Genomic DNA, 22,344 nt, shown 5'->3' with positions numbered 1-22,344 from the left:
GGCAGGCTCCTCACAGGGCTTCCTCACCGGTTTCACCGGTGCGGATGCGGATGACTTCTTCAATGGTCGAGACGAAGATCTTGCCGTCGCCGATCTTGCCGGTGCTGGCCGACTTCTCGATGGCTTCGATAGCCTGCTCGAGGAGGTCGTCGCGGATCGCCGCTTCGACTTTCACTTTCGGCAGAAAATCGACGACGTACTCGGCGCCGCGATAGAGCTCGGTGTGGCCTTTTTGACGTCCGAAGCCTTTGACTTCGGTGACCGTGATGCCCTGCACGCCGATCGCCGACAGGGCTTCTCGTACTTCGTCAAGCTTGAAGGGTTTGATGATGGCGGTAACCAGTTTCATGTTGCACTCCATGTCAGGGGAGGGCGGAGCCTCCCCGGTCGAAACAAAAATTGTCTAGAAGCTGTGCGGCTCACCCGCATTGCGGCGTTTTCCATGGCGGAATTGCCTGTGCCTTACCTGCTGGCCAGTGCGCCGCCGGGAACGACCTTGAAGGAGCGCCATTTTTCATGCTTGCGCCCTGAACAAAGGAATAAAGGAACTGCTGCCTAGGTACTAGCACTTTCCGTGCCACGATTGTTTATGTTGATTAATCAATGGCATGAAGGATCTCTTCGGCACCCTGGATTGGTTGCTGCACTGCGATAGAGCGGCGCCGGCAAGGAAATGCACCGTAATGGTGCGCTTCCGGTTGCGCAACGCGCCTGTGCTAAACTCGGTGCACTCAGAAACCAACGCGTCCCGGTGATTCCCATGCTCGACCCCAGAATTCTCGAAGAACTTGGCGCCCGCCTGGGCGGCATCATCGCCGCCAGTCCCGCTGCCGATATCGAAAAAAACGCCCGTTCGCTACTTGCCAGCGTCTTCAGCAAGCTCGATCTGGTCAGCCGTGAGGAGTTCGATATCCAGACGCAGGTTCTGCGGCGCACCCGCGAGAAGCTGAAGGCGCTCGAGCTGCGCCTGGACTCCCTGGAGCGGCTTGAAAACCCGCCGGACCAGTCGGCCTGAGCGGGGGCGCGGCAAGTCCGCCGGATTGACCGCTTTTTCTCGCCCTGCCCCTGGCGCGCATTGACGATCGCCCGCCATGTCACTGGCCATCGTTCATAGCCGCGGACTGGACGGTCTTTCTGCCCCGGAAGTTGCCGTCGAAGTGCATCTCGCGGGGGGCTTGCCGAGCGTGACGCTGGTTGGCCTGCCCGATACCGAGGTCAAAGAAGCACGCGATCGGGTCCGGGCGGCGCTGCAGAACTCGGGCTTCAGCTTTCCCAGCAAACGGATCACGGTCAATCTCGCGCCGGCTGACCTGCCCAAGGAGTCGGGCCGCTTCGACTTGCCGATTGCGCTCGGCATCCTGGCGGCGACAGGCCAGATTCCCGCCTCCGCGCTGGCTGACCATGAATTCGCCGGCGAGCTGTCGCTCTCGGGCGAGCTGCGGCCGATCCGTGGCGCCCTGGCAATGGTCCTTGCCGCCGGCAGCCGGGGACGGAGCTTCGTTCTGCCGGCGAGCAGTGCGCGCGAGGCTGCGCTCGCCAGCCAGGTGCGGGTACTCGCCGCCAATACCCTGCTCGAGGTTTGTGGCCACCTGACCGGACAGGGTGTCTTGGCCGAATGCCTGCGCGCAGACGAAAGCCGCGAGGACGACGGCGGCGACGATTATCCCGATCTGGCCGACGTACGTGGTCAGGCGCAGGCCAAGCGCGCGCTCGAAATTGCCGCAGCGGGCGGGCATTCGATCCTGCTCGCCGGCCCGCCGGGTACCGGCAAATCGATGCTCGCCAGCCGCCTGCCGGGCTTGCTGCCGCCGATGACCCTGTCAGCGGCGCTGGAGTCGGCGGCCGTGTTGTCCCTGGCCGGGCAGTTTCGCCCCGAGTTCTTCCGTCGCCATCCCTATCGGGCGCCACATCACACCGCTTCGTCGGCGGCGCTGGTCGGCGGTGGCAGCGTGCCGCGTCCCGGCGAGATATCGCTGGCGCATCAAGGCGTACTCTTTCTCGACGAAATTCCCGAGTTCGACCGGCGCGTACTCGAGGCGCTGCGCGAGCCGCTCGATAGCGGCCGCATCCACATCTCGCGCGCTGCGCGACAGGCGGAGTTTCCAGCCCAGTTTCAGCTGGTTGCCGCGATGAATCCCTGCCCCTGTGGCTATCACGGCGACTCGGCTGGCCGTTGCCGGTGCACGCCGGAGCAGGTGCGGCGCTATCGGAGTCGGCTTTCGGGTCCCCTGCTCGACCGCATCGACTTGCAGATCGAGGTTCCCGCCTTGCCCGCCGAAGCGCTGCAACAGGCGGCTGACGGCGAGGCGTCGGCGGCAGTGCGTTCACGCGTCGTGCTGGCGCGAGAAATACAGATCAGGCGTCAGGGCAAGGCCAACGCGCGCTTGGAGACCCGTGAAATCGACCATTGGTGCGCGCCCGAAGCGGCCGCTGCGGTACTCCTGAAACACGCGATAAGTCGCTTCGATCTCTCTGCCCGCGCCTACCATCGCCTGCTCAAGGTTGCGCGCAGCATTGCCGACCTGAGCGGCAGTTCGGCAGTAGCGGCGCAGCATGTTGCCGAAGCCGTACAGTACCGCCGCATCGCAAGAGATTGAAGCGCCTGCGCCGCGGCGAAATCAGTGCGTCTGCTTGCCGTAGGTCTCTTTGGCAAACGGGATCAGGCACAGCGAAACCACCAGGCAGCCGGCCATCAGGCTGAAGCCGGTCTGATACGCGGTGGCATCATAAATGCGGGCACCACCTGCCGTAACTCCCAGCCAGTTGTCGTCGAGCAGCCAGCCAACGGCCGGTTGCAGCAACATGCCGCCGAGCAGCGGCCCCATGTTGCAGATCCCCGAAGCGGTTCCCGTCAGGCGTGCCGGCACCGATTCCTTGGCGAAAGCGAAGCCGATGATCAGATTGCCGGAGACCAGACCGGTGAACAACAGGGTGACGATCAGCAACCACATCGGTATCGGCGCGTAGATGACCACCAGCCAGCCGGCGAGTGCCGCCGCGGTCGTCCACACATAGAGCGGTCGGCGGCGGCCCATGCGCTGGGACAGGGTGCCGAGGAGCGGTCCTCCGACCGCCCAGGCGATCAGCAGCAGCGAGGTAATCGCCGCCGCGGTCCGGGTATCGAGGCCATGTACCTGGCGCAGAAAGGGTACGCCCCACAGACCGGCGAAGGTGAGGATCGATCCGGCAATGCCAATCGGCGTAATCAGCAGAATCCAGGTGTTGCGGTAGGAGAGCACTTCGGCCATCCCGCGCAGGATCGAACCGTGCTGCCCGCTGCCGTGCGCTGCCTGCGCGTGGCTTTCGTAAGCCCAGTCGGCCGGGTCGTCGCGCACGCGCAGCCAGATGGCGATGGCCAGCAGCGCGGTCAGCGCCGCCGAGACGCCCATCACCGAGCGCCAGCCCCAGGCTTCGATGAGCATGCGCAGAGGGACGCCGGCAATCACTCCGCCGACGACGCCAAAGACCAGTGCCAGTCCGGAGGCGAGGGCGAATTGCTGCGCCGCGAACCAATGGCTGGCCAGCTTGAGCATCGAAACGAAGGCGACGGCGACCGAGGCGCCGATCAGCAGACGTCCGCCGTTCGCCCACCACAGATCGGGAGCGCAGGCGAAGAGCGCGCTGCCTAAAGCCGCCACGAACGCGCCCGCGCTCAGCAGACGGCGTGGCCCCCAGCGGTCGGCAAGGATCCCGGTCGAGATCTGCATCGCCACGTACGAGTAGAAATAGAAGGCCGAGAGATTGCCGAGTTCGGTCGCCCCGATCGAGAAGTCGATCATCAGCTGGTCGGTCATCACCGCGGGGGCGACACGCTGGTAGAAGCCAATCAGATAGAGGAGGGCGCCCAGCCCCCATACGCTCCAGGCGACGGCGGCGGGTGGATAGCCGCGCCGGCCAGCGTTCAAGGGCGATCCTGGCGACAGCACGCAGTGCATTCTCCGGCTTCTGCCGAGCGACGCCGTCGCCGGCCCCCGTCTGCGCGGCGTCCGCATTTGCTGATCGGCTGCGCTGCCTTGCGGGCAGTACCTGCGGGGTCGATCGGGCTCACAGGGGCTCCTTGCTTTCGGGTCGTCTATACTCGCGGCTTCGCGGAACCGATTCTAGTCGCAGTCAGTGGAGCGCGGTAAAACATGTCGATGAAACTCTTCGCCGGTCTTCTCCTTTCCGGACTGGCCGCACTTGCGTTCTCGGCCTGCGATGCGGACAGGCTGAGCAAACTCAAACCCGGCATCAGCAGTGCCGATGAAGTGCGCAAACTTATGGGTGAACCCACTCTGGAGTGGGTGCAAGCCGACGGCACGCGTGTCTGGGAGTATCCGCGCACGCCCGAGGGGGTCGTCAACTACATGCTGGTCATCGGGCCCGACAAGTTGCTGCGCGAGGTGCGTCAGGTGCTCACCGAGGAAAACTTCGCCAAAGTTCGCCCGGGCATGAGCAGCGACGAAGTGCGTTACCTGCTCGGTCGACCGGCGCACGAGCTTTACTTCTCGCTGAAACAGGAAAAGGTGTGGGACTGGAAGACCAAGGTCGAGCCGGGGATGACCTGGTATTTCAACGTCCATTTCAACAACGACGGGGTGGTCACCAGGACCAGTACCAACTTCGCGCCGGCCGGCCGTTGATGCCGCGCTGCTTGGCCAACGCTCCCTGCCCGTGGCAGGCACGGGCGCAAACCCGCAGATGACAGCTTCCAGCGCCTCGGTTGCCCAGGAGAGGGCGGTCTTGCGCAGCCCGTAACACTGACCTTCCGGTGTGTTTTGCCGCGCCGCTCAGTGTTCGGCGGTGGTGATCAGTAGGGGTGTCCCGGGGTATACTCCGCGGATTCGCTCAACAAGAAGAATGCCGGGAGGTTTCGTGGAATCGCTGCGCATTACCCTCGACCAGTCCGAAATTCCGACGCACTGGTACAACGTCGTCGCCGACCTGCCGACGCCGCCGCTGCCGCCGCTCGCTGCGGATGGCCAGCCGGTTTCGCCGGAGCAGATGGGGGCGATATTTCCGGCGGCGATCATTGAGCAGGAAATGTCGGGTGAGCGCTGGATTCCGATCCCCGAGCCGGTGCGCGAAGTTTATCGGCTGTGGCGTCCGTCACCCTTGATCCGCGCTCGGCGGCTCGAAGAGCTGCTCGCCACACCGGCGAGGATCTATTACAAGTACGAGGGCGTTTCACCCGCCGGTTCGCACAAGCCAAACACCGCCGTAGCACAGGCTTTCTACAACCAGCAGGCGGGGATAAAACGGATCACTACCGAGACGGGGGCTGGCCAGTGGGGTTGCTCGATGGCTTTTGCCGGCCAGATGTTCGGCCTTGACGTGCGCGTCTACATGGTCAAGGTCAGCTTCCAGCAGAAGCCCTACCGGCGTTCGATGATGCAGACCTGGGGTGCCGAGGTGTTCGCCAGCCCTTCGCCAATGACGCAGACTGGGCGTGATCTGCTGGCGAGCGATCCAGACAACCAGGGCTCGCTCGGAATTGCCATTTCCGAGGCCGTCGAAGAGGCCGCCGGGCGCGCGGATACCAGTTACGCACTCGGCTCGGTGCTCAATCACGTGGCGCTTCATCAGACGATCATTGGTCAGGAAGCGAAGAAACAGTTCGAGAAGGTCGCCGACTGGCCGGACGTCATTTTTGCACCCTGTGGTGGCGGTTCGTCGTTCGCCGGGCTGGCGTTTCCGTTCATCGCCGACAACGCCGCCGGTGGCCGGAACGGTCGACCGACAAGGCTGGTTGCCGTCGAGCCGACCTCGTGCCCGACCTTGACGCGTGGCGCCTACGCCTATGACTTTGGCGATGCCTCGGGCTTTACGCCCTTGATGAAGATGTACACCCTCGGGCATGACTTCATGCCACCGGGGATTCATGCCGGTGGATTGCGTTACCATGGTGACTCGCCGCTGGTCTCGCAGCTCTACCACGAGGGCCTGATCGAGGCGGTCGCGGTCGCGCAGCTGGCCACTTTTGAAGCCGGCGTCATGTTTTCTCGTGCCGAGGGCATCATTCCGGCGCCCGAGTCCAATCACGCGCTGCGGGCGGCGATCGACGAGGCCTTGCGCTGCAAACTCAGTGGCGAGGCGAAAACGATTCTTGTCAATCTAACGGGTCACGGGCATTTCGACATGGCGGCCTACGACCGGTATTTCGCCGGCGAACTCGATGATTTCGAGTATCCGGCGGAAGCCATACGTGCGTCGCTAGAAAACCTGCCCAAGGTCGGATGATCATTTCGATGCGAATCACCGTTTTCCTGCTCCTCCTCGCCAACCTTCTGTTGTTCGTGTGGACGCAGGGTTACCTGGGCGCGTCGGACAACCCTGACGCGCGGCGCCTTGCGCAGCAACTCGTGCCGGAGCGTGTGAGTATCGTCTCGCGTGGCGAACCGCCCCGGCCAACGAGCAAGAAAACGGACGCCGAGAAAGTGCTCGACAATGGGGGGGACAAGAAGCCCGTCGAAAGCTGTCAGCTGTGGAGTCAGCTGGTCGCTGGCGATGCCGACCAGGTCGAGCGTCTGCTGGCGGATCGGTTTGCGGCGCTGAAGGTGAAACGCAATACGGTTGGCGAGATCACTGGTTACTGGGTTTTCATTCCGCCGCTGGCCAGCAGGGAGGAAGCCAACCGGAAAGTCGTCGAGTTGCAGGAACTCGGTGTAAAGGACTATTTCATCGTTTCGAGCAGCGGCCCCAGCCCCCTGGCGATTTCACTGGGAACCTATCGCAACGAGGACGCCGCCAAGGCGCGCCTCGAAGCGCTGCGCGCCAGAGGGGTACGGTCGGCCCGCGTGGGCGAGCGCCGGAGTGAGGCGGCGCTTACTCAGCTTGAAGTCCATGGTCCTGCTGTCGAGCTGGACGCCTTGCGTCGGGCGATTGTCGTGCTGCTGCCGAAGGCCGGCGCTGCCCCCTGTCCAGCGCCGGCTGAGGTGACGCAATGAGTTTTGTGGTTGGTTTGACCGGAGGCATCGGCAGTGGCAAGAGTACGGTGGCTGAGCTCTTCGCGGCGCGTGGCGCGGTGCTAGTCGATACTGACGCCATCGCCCATGAGCTGAGTGGCCCGCAGGGTGCGGCAATGCCGGCGATCGAGGCGGCCTTCGGTGACACTGTGCTGCGTGCTGACGGCGGTCTCGATCGCACTGCGATGCGCCGTCTCGTGTTTGCCGATCCGCTCGCCAAGGAGAAGCTGGAAGCGATCCTGCATCCGCTGATTCGCCTGCGCAGCGACGCTTGCTGTGCCGCCGCCGAGAATGCCCCGTACGTGCTGTTGGTGGTGCCCTTGCTGATCGAAACGGCGAGCTATCGTCGGCGCGCTGATCGGGTGCTGGTGGTCGATTGCCCCGAAGCTCTGCAGATTTCCCGGGTTACGGCGCGAAACGGCCTGGCCGTCGAGGCCGTACAGGCGATCATGGCCGCGCAGGCGACGCGTGCCGAGCGGCGAGCGGCGGCCGACGACGTGCTGCACAACGATGGCGGACTCGACGCCTTGCGTCCTCAGATCGAAGCCCTGCACCAGCGCTATCTGCAGCTGGCCAGTGCCAAACTTCATGCTGGGCGTTGAGGTTTTGTTGCAAATGCTTCAGAATTATCGAAAATTCCCGTTTCTGACGCTGGCGGAAGTGTGATTACCTACGAATATCCTTTCAATGAACGCATACGCACCCTGTTGCGTCTGGAGGATTTGTTCCAGAAGGTTGGCAGCTTCATGCAGCGTGACGGCTCGCATGAGCACCACGTCGCGCTGCTGACCCTGTTCGAGATTCTCGATGTCTCGGGCCGTGCCGACCTGAAAATGGACTTGATTCAAGAGCTGGAACGTCAGCGCCAGAGTCTGCTCGCTTTTCGCAACAACCCGGAAATCTCTGAACAAGCGCTCAACGCCGCCCTCCAGGAGGTCGAGCAGGCGTCGGCGGCGCTGCTCGCCATGACTGGAAAGATCGGCCAGCACCTGCGCGACAACGACTGGCTGATGAGTATCAAGAGTCGGGCCAGCATTCCCGGTGGTGTCTGCCAGTTCGATCTACCGTCCTACCACTACTGGCGGCACCAGGAGCCTGGCGCGCGGCGTGAGGCGCTGCTTGGCTGGCTGCAACCGATGCTGCCCTTGCGTGATGCCCTGGCAATCGTCCTGCGCCTGTTGCGTGCGAGTGGTCGTCCCGAACATCATGTGGCTGCCAATGGTGCTTTCCAGATGATGCTCGGTGGTAGCAGCTCACAGATGGTGCGTATTTCTCTGAAACTCGACGATCCCTACATTCCCGAAATCAGCGCCAACAAGTACGCACTGAATATCCGCTTCACTCGTCCCGACAGCGATCATCGACCGCGTCAGTCGGATAGTGAAGTCGAATTCGACATGCTTTTCTGCAATCTGTAGGCAGCACGAGTGCCCTTTTGGGCTGGCTTCAGATCACGCCGGCCTCGCTTCCTGCTTCCTTCTCCCTGTTTCACTGCCTAGTGCCTCCCTGATCCAGCCCGCTCCTTGCCCGTCGGCAAGCGCCTGGCCGTCGGCAGGGTCGGCAAAAGGCCGACCCGAACGGGAGCCAACTCGTTCTACAATCCTGGCTTCCGGACGACAGTCCGCCAGATCACGAGCCGCCCGATGTTCCGAACTCTCAATCAACCTGCCTTGTGGGCGATCACGCTGTCGGCTGCCGGCATCCTGATGGTCACCATGGGCGCCCGGCAATCGCTCGGGCTTTTCCTCTCGCCGTTGAATACCAGCACCGGCCTGGGCGTCGTCTCGATCAGTCTGGCGATGGCCGTCGGGCAATTCACCTGGGGCGCCATTCAGCCCCTCGCCGGCGCAGTTGCTGACCGTTACGGGCCGGGGCGGGTGCTGTTCGGCGGGCTGCTGCTCCTCGCTTTTGGCAGCGCGATTACCCCATTCATGAGCAGCACCGCCGGTCTGATCGTATCGCTCGGCCTGTTCTCGGCGATCGGCTCCGGTGCCGGCAGCTTCTCGGTTCTGATCGGGGCTTCCAGTCAGCGGCTGCCGCCCGCGGCGCGTGCGGCAGCTTCCGGGGTGATCAATGCTGGTGGATCGTTCGGTCAGTTCGTTTTTGCGCCCCTCCTGCAGGCCTTGATCCAGATGTTTGGCTGGATGGGGGCGATGTGGTCACTGGCGGTGATGACTCTGGCGGCGACGCCGCTGGTCCGAGTGGTCTCGCGACCGATTGAAAAGCCGTCGGCGCCCGCCGCCGGCGAAGCGGGTTTGTGGCAGAGCGTGCGCGGCGCTGTCGGCGATGGCAGTTACCAGCTGCTCAATCTCGGCTTTTTCAGCTGTGGCTTCCACATCGCCTTTCTGGTGACGCACTTGCCGGGCGAAGTCGCCCTTTGCGGCCTGCCGTCGTCGGTCGCCAGCTGGGCACTGGCGATCATCGGCCTGACCAATATCTTCGGCAGCCTCTACGCGGGTGCCTGCATCGGCCGCTACCGCAGCAAGTACGTCCTGTTCTGGATGTATGCCTCGCGTGCGGCGATGATTGCCATCTACCTGCTGGCACCGAAGACCGACCTGACCTTCTACATTTTTGCCGCTGGACTGGGTTTCACCTGGCTGGCCACGGTGCCCCCAACGGCGGCGATCGTCGGCAAGCTCTTCGGCGTGCGCTACCTCGGAACGCTGTTCGGCATGACTCTGCTCTCGCACCAGATCGGCGGTTTTTTTGGCGCCTATCTTGGTGGCCTTGCGCTGACGCAGTTCGGCGACTACAGCTGGATGTGGTACGCCGACATTGCCTTGGCGGCGGTGGCAGCCTTGCTGAACCTGCCGATTAGGGAGGCGGCGCTAGCCCACCAGCCCGGCACGGCGAGCTAGCGCTTCAGGGCGTCGCGCTGTTTCCGGTAGGCGGCGTGGAAAGCGCTGCGCTCGGCGGCACTCCAGCCTTCGGTATGGCGCATCAACTGGTCGAGATCGTGCGCACCGACCCGCTCGCGGCTGATCCCCTGGCGTAGTTTTTCCAGGTCGATGAAGCGGATGTCGCTTTCCTGGTAGGCGGCGTCCAGCGTCGCCGCGCGCGGCACGAAGATATGTTTGCCGTACAGACAGCTGTGCTGCAGGCGATGATGATGCAGGCGCGCGCAGGCTTGGGCAACGGCCGTAATCAGCGATTGGCGCTGCCCCCGCCCGCTGTCCGCATGCGCGACATTCCACTCGTCGAGGCTGCTGAAGCTGTCGAGTGCGCGGGTGACCAGGATTGCCCGCCAGTGACCGGCTTCCTGCCGGTGGCCATAATAGAAGGCCTCGAGCGTGCCAATCCGGTGCTGGTCTAGGCGCCGGATGTTGCCGTATTCGCGATAGAAGGTCGGGATGCCGCGGAGGGGATGGCGCAGCGTCCGGCAGAGATGGTTGTCCTGTCGCTTGAGGAAGATGGCGCTGCCGTCGCGCAGCAGGTGCCGACTGACGCCGCTCCAGCCGCCGCGCCGTTCATTGGGCGCCTCGTGCCAGTCGGTATCCAGAGACCACAGTGCGCCAAAGCCCGCCAGATCGTTGGCGGCCAGTTGCTCGCGGCTTGCCTGGTCGGGAAAGAGGTCGACAGCGTTCATCGCGCAAGTCCAGCCCGTCTGGCCGTCGAGGGTTCAGGCGGCTTTCTTGCGCAGAACGCAGGGGCGCCATATGAACAGGCGTAACCGGAAGTCGATAGGCGGTCGGAGAGCCACGTGCGATGGCGAAAGTGGAGGTGCCGTCGCGAACGGACGTCCGCCGAGGAATCCGAAACGGATGGCTGGAGGGGCCGTTCTTGCTTGCCGCGCATAGGTCTGCTCTGAGTCGGAGGCCCGGGCCGGAGCGGCACTCGGGAGGGCACAAGCATAGCACAGCGCCCTCACGGCCAAGCCCGGGCTGGCGTTGCGCGCCGATGGTGTGTTGGACACCGCGCAGCAATGCTTCCGCATGAGGGCCGCTGGCGGCCGGGCCGTGCTAGCTGAGAACGAGGTTGTCGCGGTGGATGATCTCGGGCTCCTCGACGTAGCCGAGGATGCTTTCGATATCCTGGCTGGGGTGACGTGCAATTCGTCGCGCGTCGCTGCTGCCATAGTTGATCAGGCCGCGTGCGATCTCGCGGCCTTCATTCGAAACGCAGGCTACGGCTGCGCCGCGCTCGAAATCACCGCGCACGGCGGCGACGCCGATGGACAGGAGGCTCTTCCCTTCGCGCAGGGCATTGATCGCGCCGTTGTCGAGAACAAGTTTGCCGTTTAGTTGCAGGTGGTCGGCGAGCCATTGCTTGCGTGCCGTGATTGGCTGCGTTTCGGCCACCAGCAGCGTACCCAGCGACTCACCCCGCGCCAGACGCAGAATGACGTCCTGTTCGCGACCACTGGCGATGACGGTATGCGCGCCGCTACGCGCGGCGCGCTTGGCGGCGATGACCTTGGTCAGCATGCCGCCGGTTCCGAACTGCGTGCCGGCGCCCCCAGCCATGGCCTCCAGAGCGGCGATCCCGGCGCGCGCCTCACTGATCAGGCTGGCTGCCTGATCCTTGCGCGGGTCGGCGGTGAACAGGCCCTGCTGATCGGTGAGAATGATCAGGCAGTCGGCTTCGACGAGGTTCGCCACCAGTGCCCCAAGCGTGTCATTGTCGCCAAACTTGATCTCGTCGGTGACCACGGTATCGTTTTCGTTGACGATCGGCACGACGCCGAAGCGGAGCAGCGTGTTCAGGGTCGAGCGCGCATTGAGGTAGCGCTTGCGATCGGCGAGGTCGTCATGGGTCAGCAGGACCTGCGCCGTGTGCAGCGAGTACCTGGCAAAGGCTCTCTCGTAGACCTGTGCCAATCCCATCTGGCCGACGGCTGCCGCTGCCTGCAGCTCGTGCACGGCGTGTGGGCGCTTGCGCCAGCCAAGACGCTGCATTCCACAGGCGATCGCACCGGAGGAGACGAGAATGACCTGCTTGCCCGCCTGGCGCAACTCGGCGATCTGTCTCGCCCATTCGTCGATGGCGCCAAGATCCAGGCCTTCACCGTTGTTGGTGATCAGCGCCGATCCGGCCTTGATCACCAGTCTGCGGGCGTTGGCGATGCGGCTACTGGCCATCTTCAGGTTTCGTCTTGCTCGTCTGCGAACAGGTCGCCGGCGAAGGGGGCGGCGACTGTGGTGCTGCTCGTCTCGACGGCTGCGGCGGCGACCAGGTTCTGCAGCGCCTCCTGTAACTGGCGCGTGAGTTCGCGGCAACCTTCGGCGCTGATCGCGCTGATGCGGAAATGCGGAATGCCCGTCGCCTCCGCGTGACAGCCCTGCAGGAAGTCCGCAATGCGTTGCTCGCGTTCGTCCGCGGGGATCAGGTCAAGCTTGTTGAGGACCAGCCAGCGCGGCCGGGTGGCGAGTTCCGGATCGTACTTCTCGAGTTCGCGAACGACCGTTTCTACGTCGTGTACGGGATCGGCGGCGGGGTCGACCGGCGCCAGATCGACAATGTGCAGCAGCAGGCGGGTTCGGGCGAGGTGCTTGAGAAAGCGGATACCGAGGCCAGCGCCCTCTGCCGCGCCGTCGATCAGCCCGGGGATGTCGGCGATGACGAAGCTCTGGTCGTGGCCTACCCGCACCACACCGAGATGTGGTTGCAGAGTGGTGAACGGGTAGTCGGCGACCTTGGGACGTGCTGCCGAGACGGCGCGCAGGAAGGTGCTCTTGCCGGCGTTGGGCAGGCCGAGCAAACCGACATCGGCCAGCAACCGTAGTTCCAGGCGCAGTTCGCGCTGCTCGCCTTCCTCGCCACGCGTGCACTGACGGGGCGTGCGATTGACGCTCGACTTGAAATGGATGTTGCCGAGGCCGCCTCGTCCGCCTTTGGCGAGCAGCACCTTCTTGCCGTCGACGTCAAGGTCGGCAAGAAGTTCGTTGCTGTTGACGTCGGCGATGGTGGTGCCGACCGGGACGCGCAGCGTCAGGTCTTTGCCGCGCTTGCCGTAGCAGTCGCTGGAGCCGCCATTCTGGCCGCGCTGGGCGCGATGCCGGCGCGCGTAGCGATATTCGATCAGGGTGTTGACGTTGCGATCAGCGACAAAATGCACGCTGCCGCCGTTGCCGCCATCGCCGCCGTCCGGGCCGCCCTCGGGCTCGTACTTGTCGCGTCGGAACGAGGCGATGCCGTTGCCGCCGTCACCAGCGGCGACAAGAATTCTCGCCTCATCGATAAATTTCATGGCTGCGTCTGTCCGCTCTGTCCGTCTTTCCAGATATGCAAGCAAAAAGCCCTATCGCCAGCGATAGGGCTTGGTACCGTCGGGCTGGCTGTTTGCGCTAGCCAGCGTGCCGGTGGTTCAGTCGGCAGTGGGAACGATGCTTACTGTGCGCCGGCGCTGGGCGCCTTTGATGGCAAATTGGACGTGGCCGTCGACCAGCGCAAAGAGCGTGTGATCCTTGCCCAGGCCCATGTTCTCGCCGGGGTGAAAGGCCGTGCCACGCTGGCGGACGATGATGTTGCCGGCGCGGACCAATTGACCGCCGTAGCGCTTGACGCCCAGCCGTTTTGCTTCGGAATCGCGGCCGTTGCGTACGCTGCCGCCAGCTTTCTTGTGTGCCATGAGTCAGACTCCTCTCAAATCAGGCTGAAGGGTCGAGCGCTGCACCATTGGCAATCGCGTCAACCCGGATTTCGGTGTAATTCTGGCGATGCCCCTGATGCTTCTGCGAATGCTTGCGCCGACGAAACTTGAAGATCCGGATCTTGTCGTGACGACCTTGCGAAAGCACAGTGGCCTTGACCGAGGCGCTGGCGATGAACGGTGTGCCGATGGCCACCGTTTCGCCTTCGCCAACCATGAGCACCTGGTCGAAGGTGATTTCTGCGCCAACGTCTGCCGGTATCTGTTCTATTTTCAATTTTTCGCCGTTGACAACGCGATATTGCTTGCCACCGGTTTTTATGACCGCGTACATGTTGGACTCCAAGGAACTGAACAAAGTGAGATGAAGAACCGCGCATTATACGTAATCTTCCTGCTCCGTCAAAGAGTTTGCGATCACTTTGGCCATCGCTCGCTTGACGCAAGGCGGGCCGGCGCCTAAGATTCCGGGGTTTTTGTGCCAAGGTGCCTTCTCGTGAGAATGGAGCAGTTGTACAGCCTGATCGGGGCGGACATGAGGGCCGTTGACGCGGTGATCCGCCAGCGCCTCCATTCCGAAGTCGCTTTGGTCCGTCAGGTTGCCGAGTACATCGTGCAGAGCGGCGGCAAGCGCTTGCGTCCGGCGCTGGTGCTGCTGTCGGCAGGGGCCTTGGGCTACCGTGGCACCCATCATCACGAGTTGGCGGCGGTGATCGAGTTCATCCACACGGCCACCTTGCTCCATGACGATGTCGTCGATGGCTCGGACTTGCGGCGCGGCCGTGAGACGGCCAATGCCATGTTCGGCAATTCGGCCAGTGTACTGGTCGGCGATTTCCTGTATTCGCGAGCTTTCCAGATGATGGTGGTGGTCGACGACATGCGCATCATGCGGGTGTTGTCGGATGCGACGAACGTCATCGCCGAGGGCGAAGTACTGCAGTTGATGAACTGCCATGACGCGAGCATCGATGAACAGGGCTACCTGCAGGTCATTCGTTACAAGACTGCCAAGTTGTTCGAAGCGGCGGCGCAATTGGGTGCAATCATCGGTGGCGGTGACGCAGCGGTCGAAAAGGCCATGGCCATTTACGGCATCCACCTGGGCACGGCGTTTCAGTTGATTGACGACGTTCTCGATTACTCGGGCGCCGAAGTCGAGACCGGCAAACATCTCGGCGATGATCTGGCTGAAGGCAAGCCGACGCTGCCGCTGATTTTTGTCCTGCGCAACGGCAATCCGGAACAGGCGGCCTGCGTACGGCGGGCCATCGAGAACGGTGGCCGGGACGATTTCCCGCAGGTTCTGGCGGCCATTCGTACTACCGGTGCACTCGACTACGCAAAACAGAAAGCCAAGGCCGAGGCGGAACTTGCAGCAGCAGCTTTAGACCTCGTGCCGGCTTCTCAATACAAGGATTCCTTGCTAGAATTATGCCTCTTCGCTGTCGCTAGAAATTATTAGCGCAGTTGTCGCCTCGGTCGGGGCGTAGCTCAGCCTGGTAGAGTACTGCGTTCGGGACGCAGGAGTCGGAGGTTCGAATCCTCTCGCCCCGACCACCCCCTTCACCGCGGCCTTTCTGGCCTTCGCGGCATCGTTTGATCCTCTTCGTGACCAGCCGCAGCCATCTTCGCGGTAGCTGCCAGTCGCGTGCTGTGCGCCATGATCGGTGATAATGGTTCGCCCCTGCGGGCCGTGGCTGGTGAGGCTTCTTCCTGCCATCTTGTCGCTTGCCGTTCCCCGTCTGCGGGCGCCTCTGCTATTCTTGAGCGCTGTGCTGGGTTTTTCTTTCGATGACGAAATTTCTACTGCTAATAGGGCTGGTTTGGGTGCTCTGGTGGTTCTGGCGCAAGTCGCGGACGTCGTCACGCGGCAGCGCGTCCAACCACACCACCGTCCAGCGCGAAGCCGAACGCATGGTGCAGTGCACGCGTTGCGGGGTTAATCAGCCAGTAAGCGAGAGTGTTCTGGCCGACGGCCGCTATTACTGCTGCGCTGCCCATCGCGACGATGGTGCGTCTGACGATTCCTGAGGTGCCCTCTTGACCACCGCTACCCTCGGCGTTGAACATTTCTCCGAGACGCACTGGAAGTCACTACGCTACTTCAACCTCTACCGCTTCGTCGTCGCCTCGCTGCTCTTCACGTCGGCGCTGTTGTACCCCTCCGCTTTTCCCTTCCTCAGCCCGAACGAGAGTCTGCAGCACCTGGCCCTGGCCAGCGCGTACCTGTTGAGCACGGCGCTGGCGGTGATCCTGGCGTATCGTCATCGGCAGCACGCCACCATGCAGTTGACGGCCAGCGTGCTGGTCGATGTCCTGGTCATGACGCTGTTGATCCATGTCGGCGGCGGCCTGGGCAGCGGTCTTGGTTCGATGCTGCTGGTGACCCTGGCCGGTGCCGGTCTCGTCGGGCAGGGGCGCCTGGTCTTGTTCTACGCGGCGATGGCGACCTTGGCAGTCTTGTTCGAGCACTCCTACCGCGCCTTGCAGGACGCTGTCGACGTTGCCGGATTCTTTCACGCCGGCCTGTTCAGCGCCGGCTTCTTTGCGGTCGCGGTATCGGCGCGCTTGCTGGCTCGCCGGGTGATCGCCAATGAGGCCTTGGCGCTGCAGCGTGGCGTCGACCTGAAGAACCAGACGGTGATCAGTCAGCGGGTCATCGAGGAGATGCAGGATGGTGTGGTCGTACTTCGCCGTGATGGCCGGGTCAGGCAGAGCAATCCGCGCGCCAGGCAATTGCTGGCCCTCGACAGCAGTCGCGAAGATCTATTGGCCGAGTACTCGCCCGAACTGGCGCTTGGTTTCGTCGAGTGGTGTCGGAGCGGCGGCGAAGAGGTGGTGCTGGTGCGCATTCCGGGGAGCGGCATGCAGTTGCGAGCAAGGTTTGCGCCGACCGCGAGTTCGGAAAGCGATGTCCTGGTCTTTCTTGAAGATCTCGGTCGTTTGCAGGAACAGGCTCAGCAACTCAAGCTGGCCGCGCTCGGCCGCCTGACGGCCAATATCGCGCACGAAATCCGCAACCCGCTGTCGGCGATCAGTCATGCCGGCGAACTGCTGCGTGAAGAACGCCGTGGCGAGATGTACGAACGCTTGCTGCGCATCATGCTGGATAATACCAAGAGGCTTGAGCGTATCGTCAGCGATGTGCTTGAACTCGGACGCCGCGATCGCACCTATCGGGAACTGATCAACTTGCGCGAGACGTTGCCGTTGTTGATCGAGGAGTATCTGGTCAAGGAGGAATTGTCGGCCGACGTGGTGCACCTCGAGTTGTCGGGCGTGGCAGCTCTTTGTTTCGATCGCTCACACTTTCATCAGGTGTTGGGAAATCTTCTCGGCAATGCGCTACGTCATTCGCAGCGCAGCGCCGGCAGCGTCTGTGTCCTCGCTTGCGATGGCAAGGCCGACACGCAGGTCGAATTGCATGTCATTGACGACGGCGAGGGGGTTGCCGCCGAGCAGCGCGAACACATTTTCGAGCCCTTCTTCACCACGCATCACCGCGGTACCGGTCTGGGTCTCTACATCGCGCGCGAATTGTGTGAGGCGAACGGAGCGCTGCTCGAACTTCATGGCGCCGGACCGGGTGCCGATTTTCGTTTGTCGGGGAGGTCTACAGGGTGTCAATAGCCAAGACGGAGCGTCGCCCGCGCGGCGAGTTGGCGAGAGTGCTGGTGGTCGATGACGAGGCAGACATTCGTGAACTTCTCGATCTGACGGTGGCGCGTATGGGTTTGTCCGCCGACTGCGCGGCAAGTATCGCCGAGGCACGGGGATTTCTCGAACGGCAGTCCTATCAGTTGTGCATTACCGACATGCGTTTGACCGACGGTGACGGGCTGGAGATCGTCAAGCTGATCGGCGAGGATTACGGCGAGACGCCGGTGGCGGTGATCACGGCTTTCGGCAGCGCCCAGAACGCCGTCGCTGCACTCAAGGCGGGTGCCTTTGATTATCTGGCCAAACCGGTCGCCCTGGACCAGCTGCGCAGCCTGATCAAGTCGGCGCTCAGTTTGCCAGGGCGGAACGGCGTTTCGGATGACGGGCGTTTGGTCGCCGCCACCGGCCAGCTGATCGGTGCGTCGGGGGCGATCGAGCAGGTTCGCCAGATGATCGAAAAGCTGGCACGAAGTCAGGCGCCGGTCTACATCTCGGGCGAGTCAGGAACCGGAAAGGAACTCGCTGCACGCCTGATCCACGACCAGAGTTCACGGCATGCGGCGCCCTTCGTTCCCGTGAATTGTGGCGCGATTCCCGAGAACTTGATGGAGAGCGAGTTCTTCGGCTATCGCAAGGGGGCGTTTACCGGCGCCGATAGCGACCGTGAAGGTTTTTTTCAGGCGGCGAAAGGGGGAACGCTCTTTCTCGACGAGGTCGCTGATTTGCCATTGGCGATGCAGGTAAAGCTGCTGCGCGCTGTACAGGAGAAGAAAGTCCGCAAGGTGGGTAGTGCCGTCGAGGAGTTGGTCGACGTGCGCATCATCTCGGCGACCCACCAGATCCTGAAGGTCTGCGTTGAGGAGGGGCTCTTTCGCCAGGATCTTTATTACCGCCTGAACGTCATCGAACTGCGTATGCCGCCGCTGCGCGAACGTCACGAAGATGTGGCGCCACTGGTGGCGGCCTTGCTGGCGCGCATTTGTGGCGAGCAAGTACCTCGTCTGGAGCCGCAAGCCTTGCGTGCGCTGGAGAATTACAGTTTTCCAGGCAATGTCCGCGAACTTGAGAATATTCTCGAACGCGCCACTGCCTTGTGCTCCGGCAATGCGGTCCTCGTTGACGATCTGCAACTGGCGCCCGCCGCCGCGGTCGGTGGCAGCCTCGGTCGGGACGGTGAAACACTCGACGATTACATCAACCGCATCGAGAAGCAGGCGATTCTGGAGGCCTTGAGCAAGACTGCTTTCAATCGTACTGCCGCGGCCAGACTGCTTGGTGTGAGCTTCCGTTCCTTGCGCTATCGCATCGAGCGGCTGCGCATCGAGGAATGACCTTGCGCCATTGCGCGAGCGCTTGCCAGCTGGGCCCTGACGGCTGGTTGCCAGGCGCGCGGCGAAGCGAATCGGCCAATCAGGACGCGCGTCCCGAAGGAGAGGCGGTGTCACTGATCGTCGTCCATGCGATCAGCCTGCCGCCGGGAGAGTTCGGTGGTGACGGGATCGTTCGTCTGTTCGGGAATTGCCTCGACGCATCTGCGCACCCCTATTTTGCGCAGATCAGCACGCTGCGCGTTTCGGCCCATTTCCTGCTCCGTCGAGACGGCGAGCTGATCCAGTTTGTTTCCTGCGCGCAACGCGCCTGGCATGCGGGTCTGTCGAGCTGGAACGGGCGCCAGCGGTGCAACGACTTTTCTCTGGGTATCGAACTCGAGGGCTGCGACGATTCTCCCTTCGCGCCGGTTCAGTACCGTCGTCTTCGCGCCTTGATCAGGGTCTTGTGCGCGGCCTACCCGATCGAAGCGGTCGTTGGCCACAGCGATATCGCGCCAGGTCGAAAGACCGACCCGGGTCCTCACTTTGACTGGCGCCGCCTGGCGTCAATCGGCGCCTTCCCGGGTGCTTGCCGCTGACGGCCTGGTGCGGCAGGTGAGGGCCGTTCTCGCGATCGGTCAGCCAAGAAAGCGGCGAATCCTGTCGACCGCTTCGGCCAGGCGCTCGACGCTGGCCGTATAGGCGAAGCGCAAGTATTTTTGTGGGTCGTTGCGACCGAAGTCGAGGCCGGGGGTGACCGCCACACCAGCCGCCTCGAGCAATTCGCGCGCAAAGCGATCGCTGTTGTCGGTCAGTTCACTGCAATTGGCGTAGACGTAGAAGGCGCCCTCCGGCTTGGCCGCCTGGCGGAAACCGAGGTTTTCCAGCGCTGGCGCCAGGAAGTCACGGCGGCGCTGGAACTCCTGACGGCGCATTTCGAGGATGGCGAGGGTGGCTGGCGAGAATGCGGCCAGCGCCGCGTGCTGGGCCGGCGTCGATGGCGAGATAAACAGATTTTGCGCCAGCTTCTCGATTTCGCGCGTGTAGTGCTCGGGCACGACCAGCCAGCCGAGTCGCCAGCCAGTCATGTTGAAGTACTTGGAAAAGCTCTGCACGACAAAGATGTCATCGCCGAAGGCCAACGCCGTCGTTGCAGCACGCTCGTAGGTCAGGCCGTGGTAGATCTCGTCGACCACCAGTTGTCCGCCTTTCCGACGAACAAAATTGGCGATGGCGGCCAGCGTTGCGTCATCGATGAGAGTGCCGGTAGGGTTGGCCGGTGAGGCCAGCAAGGCACCTGCCGTACGTGCTGTCCAATGCGCTTCCACTTCGGCCAGCGTTGGCTGGAAGTTGTTTTCGGCGCGCACCGGGATGCTTACCGGTAGCCCTTCGAAGCTGCGCACGAAGTTGCGGTTGCAGGGGTAACCGGGGTCGGAGAGCAACCATTCGCTGCCCGGTTCTGCGAGGCAGGCCATGGTCAGCAGCAAGGCGCCGGAGGCTCCGGCAGTGACCACGATGCGCGATGCGGGAATGTCGATGGCGTAGCGTGTGGCATAGAAACCGGCGATCGCCGCACGCAATTCGGGAAGTCCGAGCGCTGGCGTGTAGAACACGCGGCCGCTGGCAATCTGCCCTTGCGCGGCGGCGACGATGGGCTCGGGCGTCGGGAAATCGGGTTCGCCGATTTCCATATGAATGATGTCGCGTCCGGCCGCTTCGAGTGCTTTGGCGCGGGTCAGAAGTTCCATGACGTGGAAGGGCGCGATGTGCGCAAGGCGGCTGGCGGGAAAGATCGGCATGATTCGTCGGGAGCAGTTGGTGGCGAAGAAAACAGTCTAACGACTGGCTGTGATCGAGGCGAAAAAAAAAGGCCGCCCGCAGGCGGCCTTTCCAGGACCCGGATCGGGTCGAGATCACGGGTCAGGCGGCGAAACCCTTCTCGAGTTCGTCACGGATGGTCGCCAGCTTGGGCGGCAACTTGTCGCCCATCTTCCCGAACCATTCCTTGACGCCATCGAGCTCGCTCTTCCAGGCCTGCTTGTCGAGGCTGGTCACGTTGGCGAATTCCTCCTTCGAGAAGTCGCTGCCGGACCAGTCGATGTCCTCGTAGTTGGGCATCCAGCCGAGGGTCGTCTTGTTGGCTGAAACCTTGCCTTCGCAGCGGTCGATGATCCACTTGAGGACGCGCGCGTTATCGCCAAAGCCGGGCCACGCGAATTCGCCTTTTTCGTTCATCCGGAACCAGTTGACCATAAAGATCGGCACCGGAGTGTCGGCGGCATTGCCCATCTTCAGCCAGTGGCTGTAATAGTCGGCCATGTTGTAACCACAGAACGGAAGCATGGCAAACGGGTCGCGTCGAACGACGCCCTGCGCGCCAAAGGCGGCGGCAGTGGTTTCCGAACCCAGCGTCGCGGCAGCATAGACGCCGTGATCCCAGTCAACGGTCTCGCAGACCAGCGGCACGGTCGAGGCGCGACGGCCGCCGAACAGGAAGGCCGAGATCGGGACCCCTTCAGTGCTCTCCCACTGGTCGTCGATGCACGGGCACTGCGAGGCGGGAGCGGTGAAGCGGGAGTTTGGATGCGCGGCCTTGGTGCCCTTCTCCTTGGCGATGGCTGGCGTCCAGTCGTTACCCTGCCAGTCGATGGCGTGCTCGGGTGCCGGGCCCATGCCTTCCCACCACACGTCGCCATCGTCGGTCAGCGCGACATTGGTGAAGATGGTGTTCTCGGCCAGAGAGGCCATGGCGTTGAAGTTGGTCTTGTCGTTGGTGCCCGGGGCTACACCGAAGAAGCCCGCTTCCGGGTTGATGGCGTAGAGGCGGGTGACTCCGTTGGCATCCTTGCGCGGCTTGATCCAGGCGATGTCGTCGCCGATGGTGGTGACTTTCCAGCCGCTCAGGGTGGCCGGCGGGACGAGCATGGCGAAGTTGGTCTTCCCGCAGGCCGATGGGAAGGCAGCAGCGACGTAATGCTTCTTCCCCTCGGGCGATTGGACGCCGAGGATCAGCATGTGCTCGGCCATCCATCCGTCATCACGCGCCATGTTCGAGGCAATGCGCAGGGCCAGGCACTTCTTGCCGAGCAGCGCGTTGCCGCCGTAGCCCGAACCGTAGGACCAGATTTCGCGCGTTTCGGGATAATGGACGATGTACTTGGTCGTCGGGTTGCACGGCCAGCGCGGATCCTTCTGGCCAGGTTCCTTGGGTGCGCCGATCGAATGCACACACGGAATGAAGGTCCCGTCGGTGCCGAGGACGGGGAATACGGCCTTGCCCATGCGGGTCATGATCTTCATGTTGACGACGACGTAAGCGCTGTCGCTGATCTCGACGCCGATCTGGGCGATCGGCGAGCCAACCGGACCCATCGAGAACGGGATCACGTACATCGTGCGGCCCTTCATGCAGCCCTTGAAGACGCCCTTCAGCGTTTCACGCATCTTGGCCGGGTCTTCCCAGTTATTGGTCGGGCCGGCGTCTTCCTTTTTCTCCGAGCAGATGTAGGTGCGGTCTTCGACGCGGGCAACGTCGGAGGGATCGGAAAAGGCCAGGAACGAGTTCTTGCGCTTCTTTAGCTGGGTGAAGGTGCCGGCTTCAACCAACTCGGCGCATAGACGGTCGTACTCGGCCTGAGATCCGTCTGCCCAGACGACATTGGCGGGTTCGGTGAGGGCAGCGATATCGGCAACCCATTTCTTCAGGCGTTCATGTTTGACGTAGTCCGGGGCATTGATGGAAACAGTCTGGTTCATGGTAATCACTCTCAAAGTAGGTGGAGGAGCGGAACTTACCGTGGCGTGGCGCGCGCAGAAGCTGCCCAACGGAGCCGGG

22 protein-coding genes and 1 tRNA gene are annotated in these 22,344 nt (G+C 63.0%); 14 read left to right on the top strand and 9 right to left on the bottom strand.

What is annotated here, in order from left to right; all coding sequences use genetic code 11:
• Nucleotides 1-10: 10 nt before the first annotated feature.
• Complete coding sequence (glnK, locus tag QZ634_RS17965) at nucleotides 11-349, bottom strand: P-II family nitrogen regulator (RefSeq protein WP_291990791.1); 339 nt, start codon at nucleotides 347-349, stop codon at nucleotides 11-13.
• 411 nt (nucleotides 350-760) lie between these two features.
• Between glnK and QZ634_RS17960 the strand changes: the two genes are divergently transcribed.
• Nucleotides 761-1,015, top strand: coding sequence for an accessory factor UbiK family protein (locus QZ634_RS17960; protein ID WP_291990789.1), 255 nt, complete (start codon nucleotides 761-763; stop codon nucleotides 1,013-1,015).
• Between the two features lie 76 nt (nucleotides 1,016-1,091).
• Entirely contained in the window at nucleotides 1,092-2,597 is a 1,506-nt protein-coding gene (locus QZ634_RS17955) for a YifB family Mg chelatase-like AAA ATPase (protein ID WP_291990787.1), read from the top strand.
• Between the two features lie 21 nt (nucleotides 2,598-2,618).
• Here QZ634_RS17955 and QZ634_RS17950 read toward each other — a convergent pair whose 3' ends face one another.
• Nucleotides 2,619-3,935: an MFS transporter gene (locus tag QZ634_RS17950; RefSeq protein WP_291990785.1), complete on the bottom strand. Its 1,317-nt coding sequence runs from the start codon at nucleotides 3,933-3,935 to the stop codon at nucleotides 2,619-2,621.
• Nucleotides 3,936-4,130: 195 nt separating this feature from the next.
• Here QZ634_RS17950 and bamE point away from each other — a divergent pair, with 195 nt between their 5' ends.
• The 6 genes from bamE (at nucleotide 4,131) to QZ634_RS17920 (ending at nucleotide 9,805) form a co-directional block, all read left to right on the top strand.
• The gene (bamE, locus tag QZ634_RS17945; protein ID WP_291990783.1) at nucleotides 4,131-4,622 is read left to right on the top strand and encodes an outer membrane protein assembly factor BamE; all 492 of its coding nucleotides are present in this window, start codon (nucleotides 4,131-4,133) and stop codon (nucleotides 4,620-4,622) included.
• 232 nt (nucleotides 4,623-4,854) lie between these two features.
• The gene (locus QZ634_RS17940) at nucleotides 4,855-6,219 is read left to right on the top strand and encodes a TrpB-like pyridoxal phosphate-dependent enzyme (protein WP_291990782.1); all 1,365 of its coding nucleotides are present in this window, start codon (nucleotides 4,855-4,857) and stop codon (nucleotides 6,217-6,219) included.
• A gap of 8 nt (nucleotides 6,220-6,227) precedes the next feature.
• A complete protein-coding gene (locus QZ634_RS17935; RefSeq protein ID WP_291990780.1) occupies nucleotides 6,228-6,926 on the top strand; it encodes an SPOR domain-containing protein in 699 nt (232 codons plus the stop codon).
• Entirely contained in the window at nucleotides 6,923-7,546 is a 624-nt protein-coding gene (gene coaE, locus QZ634_RS17930; protein ID WP_291990778.1) for a dephospho-CoA kinase, read from the top strand. Before QZ634_RS17935 ends, coaE begins: the two co-directional genes overlap by 4 nt.
• 60 nt (nucleotides 7,547-7,606) lie before the next feature.
• Nucleotides 7,607-8,362, top strand: coding sequence for a cell division protein ZapD (gene zapD / locus QZ634_RS17925; RefSeq protein WP_043567095.1), 756 nt, complete (start codon nucleotides 7,607-7,609; stop codon nucleotides 8,360-8,362).
• A 225-nt stretch (nucleotides 8,363-8,587) separates the two neighbouring features.
• Complete coding sequence (locus QZ634_RS17920; protein ID WP_291990775.1) at nucleotides 8,588-9,805, top strand: MFS transporter; 1,218 nt, start codon at nucleotides 8,588-8,590, stop codon at nucleotides 9,803-9,805.
• On the opposite strand, the gene QZ634_RS17915 is transcribed toward QZ634_RS17920, so the two are convergent.
• The 5 genes from QZ634_RS17915 to rplU all read right to left on the bottom strand — a co-directional run bounded on the left by QZ634_RS17915 (nucleotide 9,802) and on the right by rplU (nucleotide 13,870).
• On the bottom strand, nucleotides 9,802-10,533 hold the full coding sequence (locus QZ634_RS17915) for a lipopolysaccharide kinase InaA family protein (RefSeq protein ID WP_291990773.1): 732 nt from the start codon (nucleotides 10,531-10,533) through the stop codon (nucleotides 9,802-9,804). The genes QZ634_RS17920 and QZ634_RS17915 overlap by 4 nt on opposite strands.
• Nucleotides 10,534-10,906: 373 nt before the next feature.
• A complete protein-coding gene (proB, locus tag QZ634_RS17910; RefSeq protein ID WP_291990771.1) occupies nucleotides 10,907-12,025 on the bottom strand; it encodes a glutamate 5-kinase in 1,119 nt (372 codons plus the stop codon).
• 2 nt (nucleotides 12,026-12,027) lie between these two features.
• On the bottom strand, nucleotides 12,028-13,134 hold the full coding sequence (cgtA, locus tag QZ634_RS17905) for an Obg family GTPase CgtA (RefSeq protein WP_291990769.1): 1,107 nt from the start codon (nucleotides 13,132-13,134) through the stop codon (nucleotides 12,028-12,030).
• 117 nt (nucleotides 13,135-13,251) lie between these two features.
• A complete protein-coding gene (gene rpmA / locus QZ634_RS17900) occupies nucleotides 13,252-13,515 on the bottom strand; it encodes a 50S ribosomal protein L27 (protein ID WP_043567090.1) in 264 nt (87 codons plus the stop codon).
• A 19-nt stretch (nucleotides 13,516-13,534) separates the two neighbouring features.
• A complete protein-coding gene (gene rplU / locus QZ634_RS17895) occupies nucleotides 13,535-13,870 on the bottom strand; it encodes a 50S ribosomal protein L21 (RefSeq protein WP_291990767.1) in 336 nt (111 codons plus the stop codon).
• 162 nt (nucleotides 13,871-14,032) lie between these two features.
• Here rplU and QZ634_RS17890 point away from each other — a divergent pair, with 162 nt between their 5' ends.
• From QZ634_RS17890 to ampD, 6 genes are all read left to right on the top strand, one after another.
• Entirely contained in the window at nucleotides 14,033-15,001 is a 969-nt protein-coding gene (locus tag QZ634_RS17890) for a polyprenyl synthetase family protein (RefSeq protein ID WP_291990765.1), read from the top strand.
• An 18-nt stretch (nucleotides 15,002-15,019) separates the two neighbouring features.
• A tRNA-Pro gene (locus tag QZ634_RS17885) sits at nucleotides 15,020-15,096 on the top strand.
• A gap of 234 nt (nucleotides 15,097-15,330) precedes the next feature.
• On the top strand, nucleotides 15,331-15,570 hold the full coding sequence (locus QZ634_RS17880; RefSeq protein ID WP_291990763.1) for a PP0621 family protein: 240 nt from the start codon (nucleotides 15,331-15,333) through the stop codon (nucleotides 15,568-15,570).
• Between the two features lie 9 nt (nucleotides 15,571-15,579).
• Nucleotides 15,580-17,169 (top strand): ATP-binding protein, encoded by a 1,590-nt coding sequence (locus tag QZ634_RS17875; RefSeq protein ID WP_291990761.1) that lies wholly within the window; start codon nucleotides 15,580-15,582, stop codon nucleotides 17,167-17,169.
• The gene (locus QZ634_RS17870) at nucleotides 17,160-18,530 is read left to right on the top strand and encodes a sigma-54 dependent transcriptional regulator (RefSeq protein ID WP_291990759.1); all 1,371 of its coding nucleotides are present in this window, start codon (nucleotides 17,160-17,162) and stop codon (nucleotides 18,528-18,530) included. The genes QZ634_RS17875 and QZ634_RS17870 overlap by 10 nt, the downstream gene beginning before the upstream one ends.
• On the top strand, nucleotides 18,527-19,108 hold the full coding sequence (ampD, locus tag QZ634_RS17865; RefSeq protein WP_291990757.1) for a 1,6-anhydro-N-acetylmuramyl-L-alanine amidase AmpD: 582 nt from the start codon (nucleotides 18,527-18,529) through the stop codon (nucleotides 19,106-19,108). Before QZ634_RS17870 ends, ampD begins: the two co-directional genes overlap by 4 nt.
• Nucleotides 19,109-19,147: 39 nt before the next feature.
• Here the strand turns inward: ampD and QZ634_RS17860 are convergent, their stop codons facing one another.
• Together QZ634_RS17860 and QZ634_RS17855 are read right to left on the bottom strand one after the other, a co-directional pair.
• A complete protein-coding gene (locus QZ634_RS17860; protein ID WP_291990755.1) occupies nucleotides 19,148-20,308 on the bottom strand; it encodes a pyridoxal phosphate-dependent aminotransferase in 1,161 nt (386 codons plus the stop codon).
• Nucleotides 20,309-20,429: 121 nt separating this feature from the next.
• On the bottom strand, nucleotides 20,430-22,265 hold the full coding sequence (locus tag QZ634_RS17855) for a phosphoenolpyruvate carboxykinase (GTP) (RefSeq protein WP_291990753.1): 1,836 nt from the start codon (nucleotides 22,263-22,265) through the stop codon (nucleotides 20,430-20,432).
• Between the last annotated feature and the right edge of the window lie 79 nt (nucleotides 22,266-22,344).

Origin of the sequence: Candidatus Accumulibacter sp. ACC007 (genome assembly GCF_907163205.1) — a bacterium.
Taxonomy (GTDB): Bacteria; Pseudomonadota; Gammaproteobacteria; order Burkholderiales; family Rhodocyclaceae; genus Accumulibacter; species Accumulibacter regalis.
Note: the sequence above shows the minus strand (reverse complement) of the source record. Positions and strands in the feature narration are given on the sequence as shown.

Coding starts and splice junctions, on each gene's coding strand:
- glnK (WP_291990791.1), bottom strand. CDS start 349: ATGAAACTGGTTACCGCCATCATCAAACCCTTCAAGCTTGACGAAGTA.
- QZ634_RS17960 (WP_291990789.1), top strand. CDS start 761: ATGCTCGACCCCAGAATTCTCGAAGAACTTGGCGCCCGCCTGGGCGGC.
- QZ634_RS17955 (WP_291990787.1), top strand. CDS start 1,092: ATGTCACTGGCCATCGTTCATAGCCGCGGACTGGACGGTCTTTCTGCC.
- QZ634_RS17950 (WP_291990785.1), bottom strand. CDS start 3,935: ATGCACTGCGTGCTGTCGCCAGGATCGCCCTTGAACGCTGGCCGGCGC.
- bamE (WP_291990783.1), top strand. CDS start 4,131: ATGTCGATGAAACTCTTCGCCGGTCTTCTCCTTTCCGGACTGGCCGCA.
- QZ634_RS17935 (WP_291990780.1), top strand. CDS start 6,228: ATGCGAATCACCGTTTTCCTGCTCCTCCTCGCCAACCTTCTGTTGTTC.
- coaE (WP_291990778.1), top strand. CDS start 6,923: ATGAGTTTTGTGGTTGGTTTGACCGGAGGCATCGGCAGTGGCAAGAGT.
- QZ634_RS17920 (WP_291990775.1), top strand. CDS start 8,588: ATGTTCCGAACTCTCAATCAACCTGCCTTGTGGGCGATCACGCTGTCG.
- QZ634_RS17915 (WP_291990773.1), bottom strand. CDS start 10,533: ATGAACGCTGTCGACCTCTTTCCCGACCAGGCAAGCCGCGAGCAACTG.
- proB (WP_291990771.1), bottom strand. CDS start 12,025: ATGGCCAGTAGCCGCATCGCCAACGCCCGCAGACTGGTGATCAAGGCC.
- cgtA (WP_291990769.1), bottom strand. CDS start 13,134: ATGAAATTTATCGATGAGGCGAGAATTCTTGTCGCCGCTGGTGACGGC.
- rpmA (WP_043567090.1), bottom strand. CDS start 13,515: ATGGCACACAAGAAAGCTGGCGGCAGCGTACGCAACGGCCGCGATTCC.
- rplU (WP_291990767.1), bottom strand. CDS start 13,870: ATGTACGCGGTCATAAAAACCGGTGGCAAGCAATATCGCGTTGTCAAC.
- QZ634_RS17880 (WP_291990763.1), top strand. CDS start 15,331: ATGACGAAATTTCTACTGCTAATAGGGCTGGTTTGGGTGCTCTGGTGG.
- ampD (WP_291990757.1), top strand. CDS start 18,527: ATGACCTTGCGCCATTGCGCGAGCGCTTGCCAGCTGGGCCCTGACGGC.
- QZ634_RS17860 (WP_291990755.1), bottom strand. CDS start 20,308: ATGCCGATCTTTCCCGCCAGCCGCCTTGCGCACATCGCGCCCTTCCAC.
- QZ634_RS17855 (WP_291990753.1), bottom strand. CDS start 22,265: ATGAACCAGACTGTTTCCATCAATGCCCCGGACTACGTCAAACATGAA.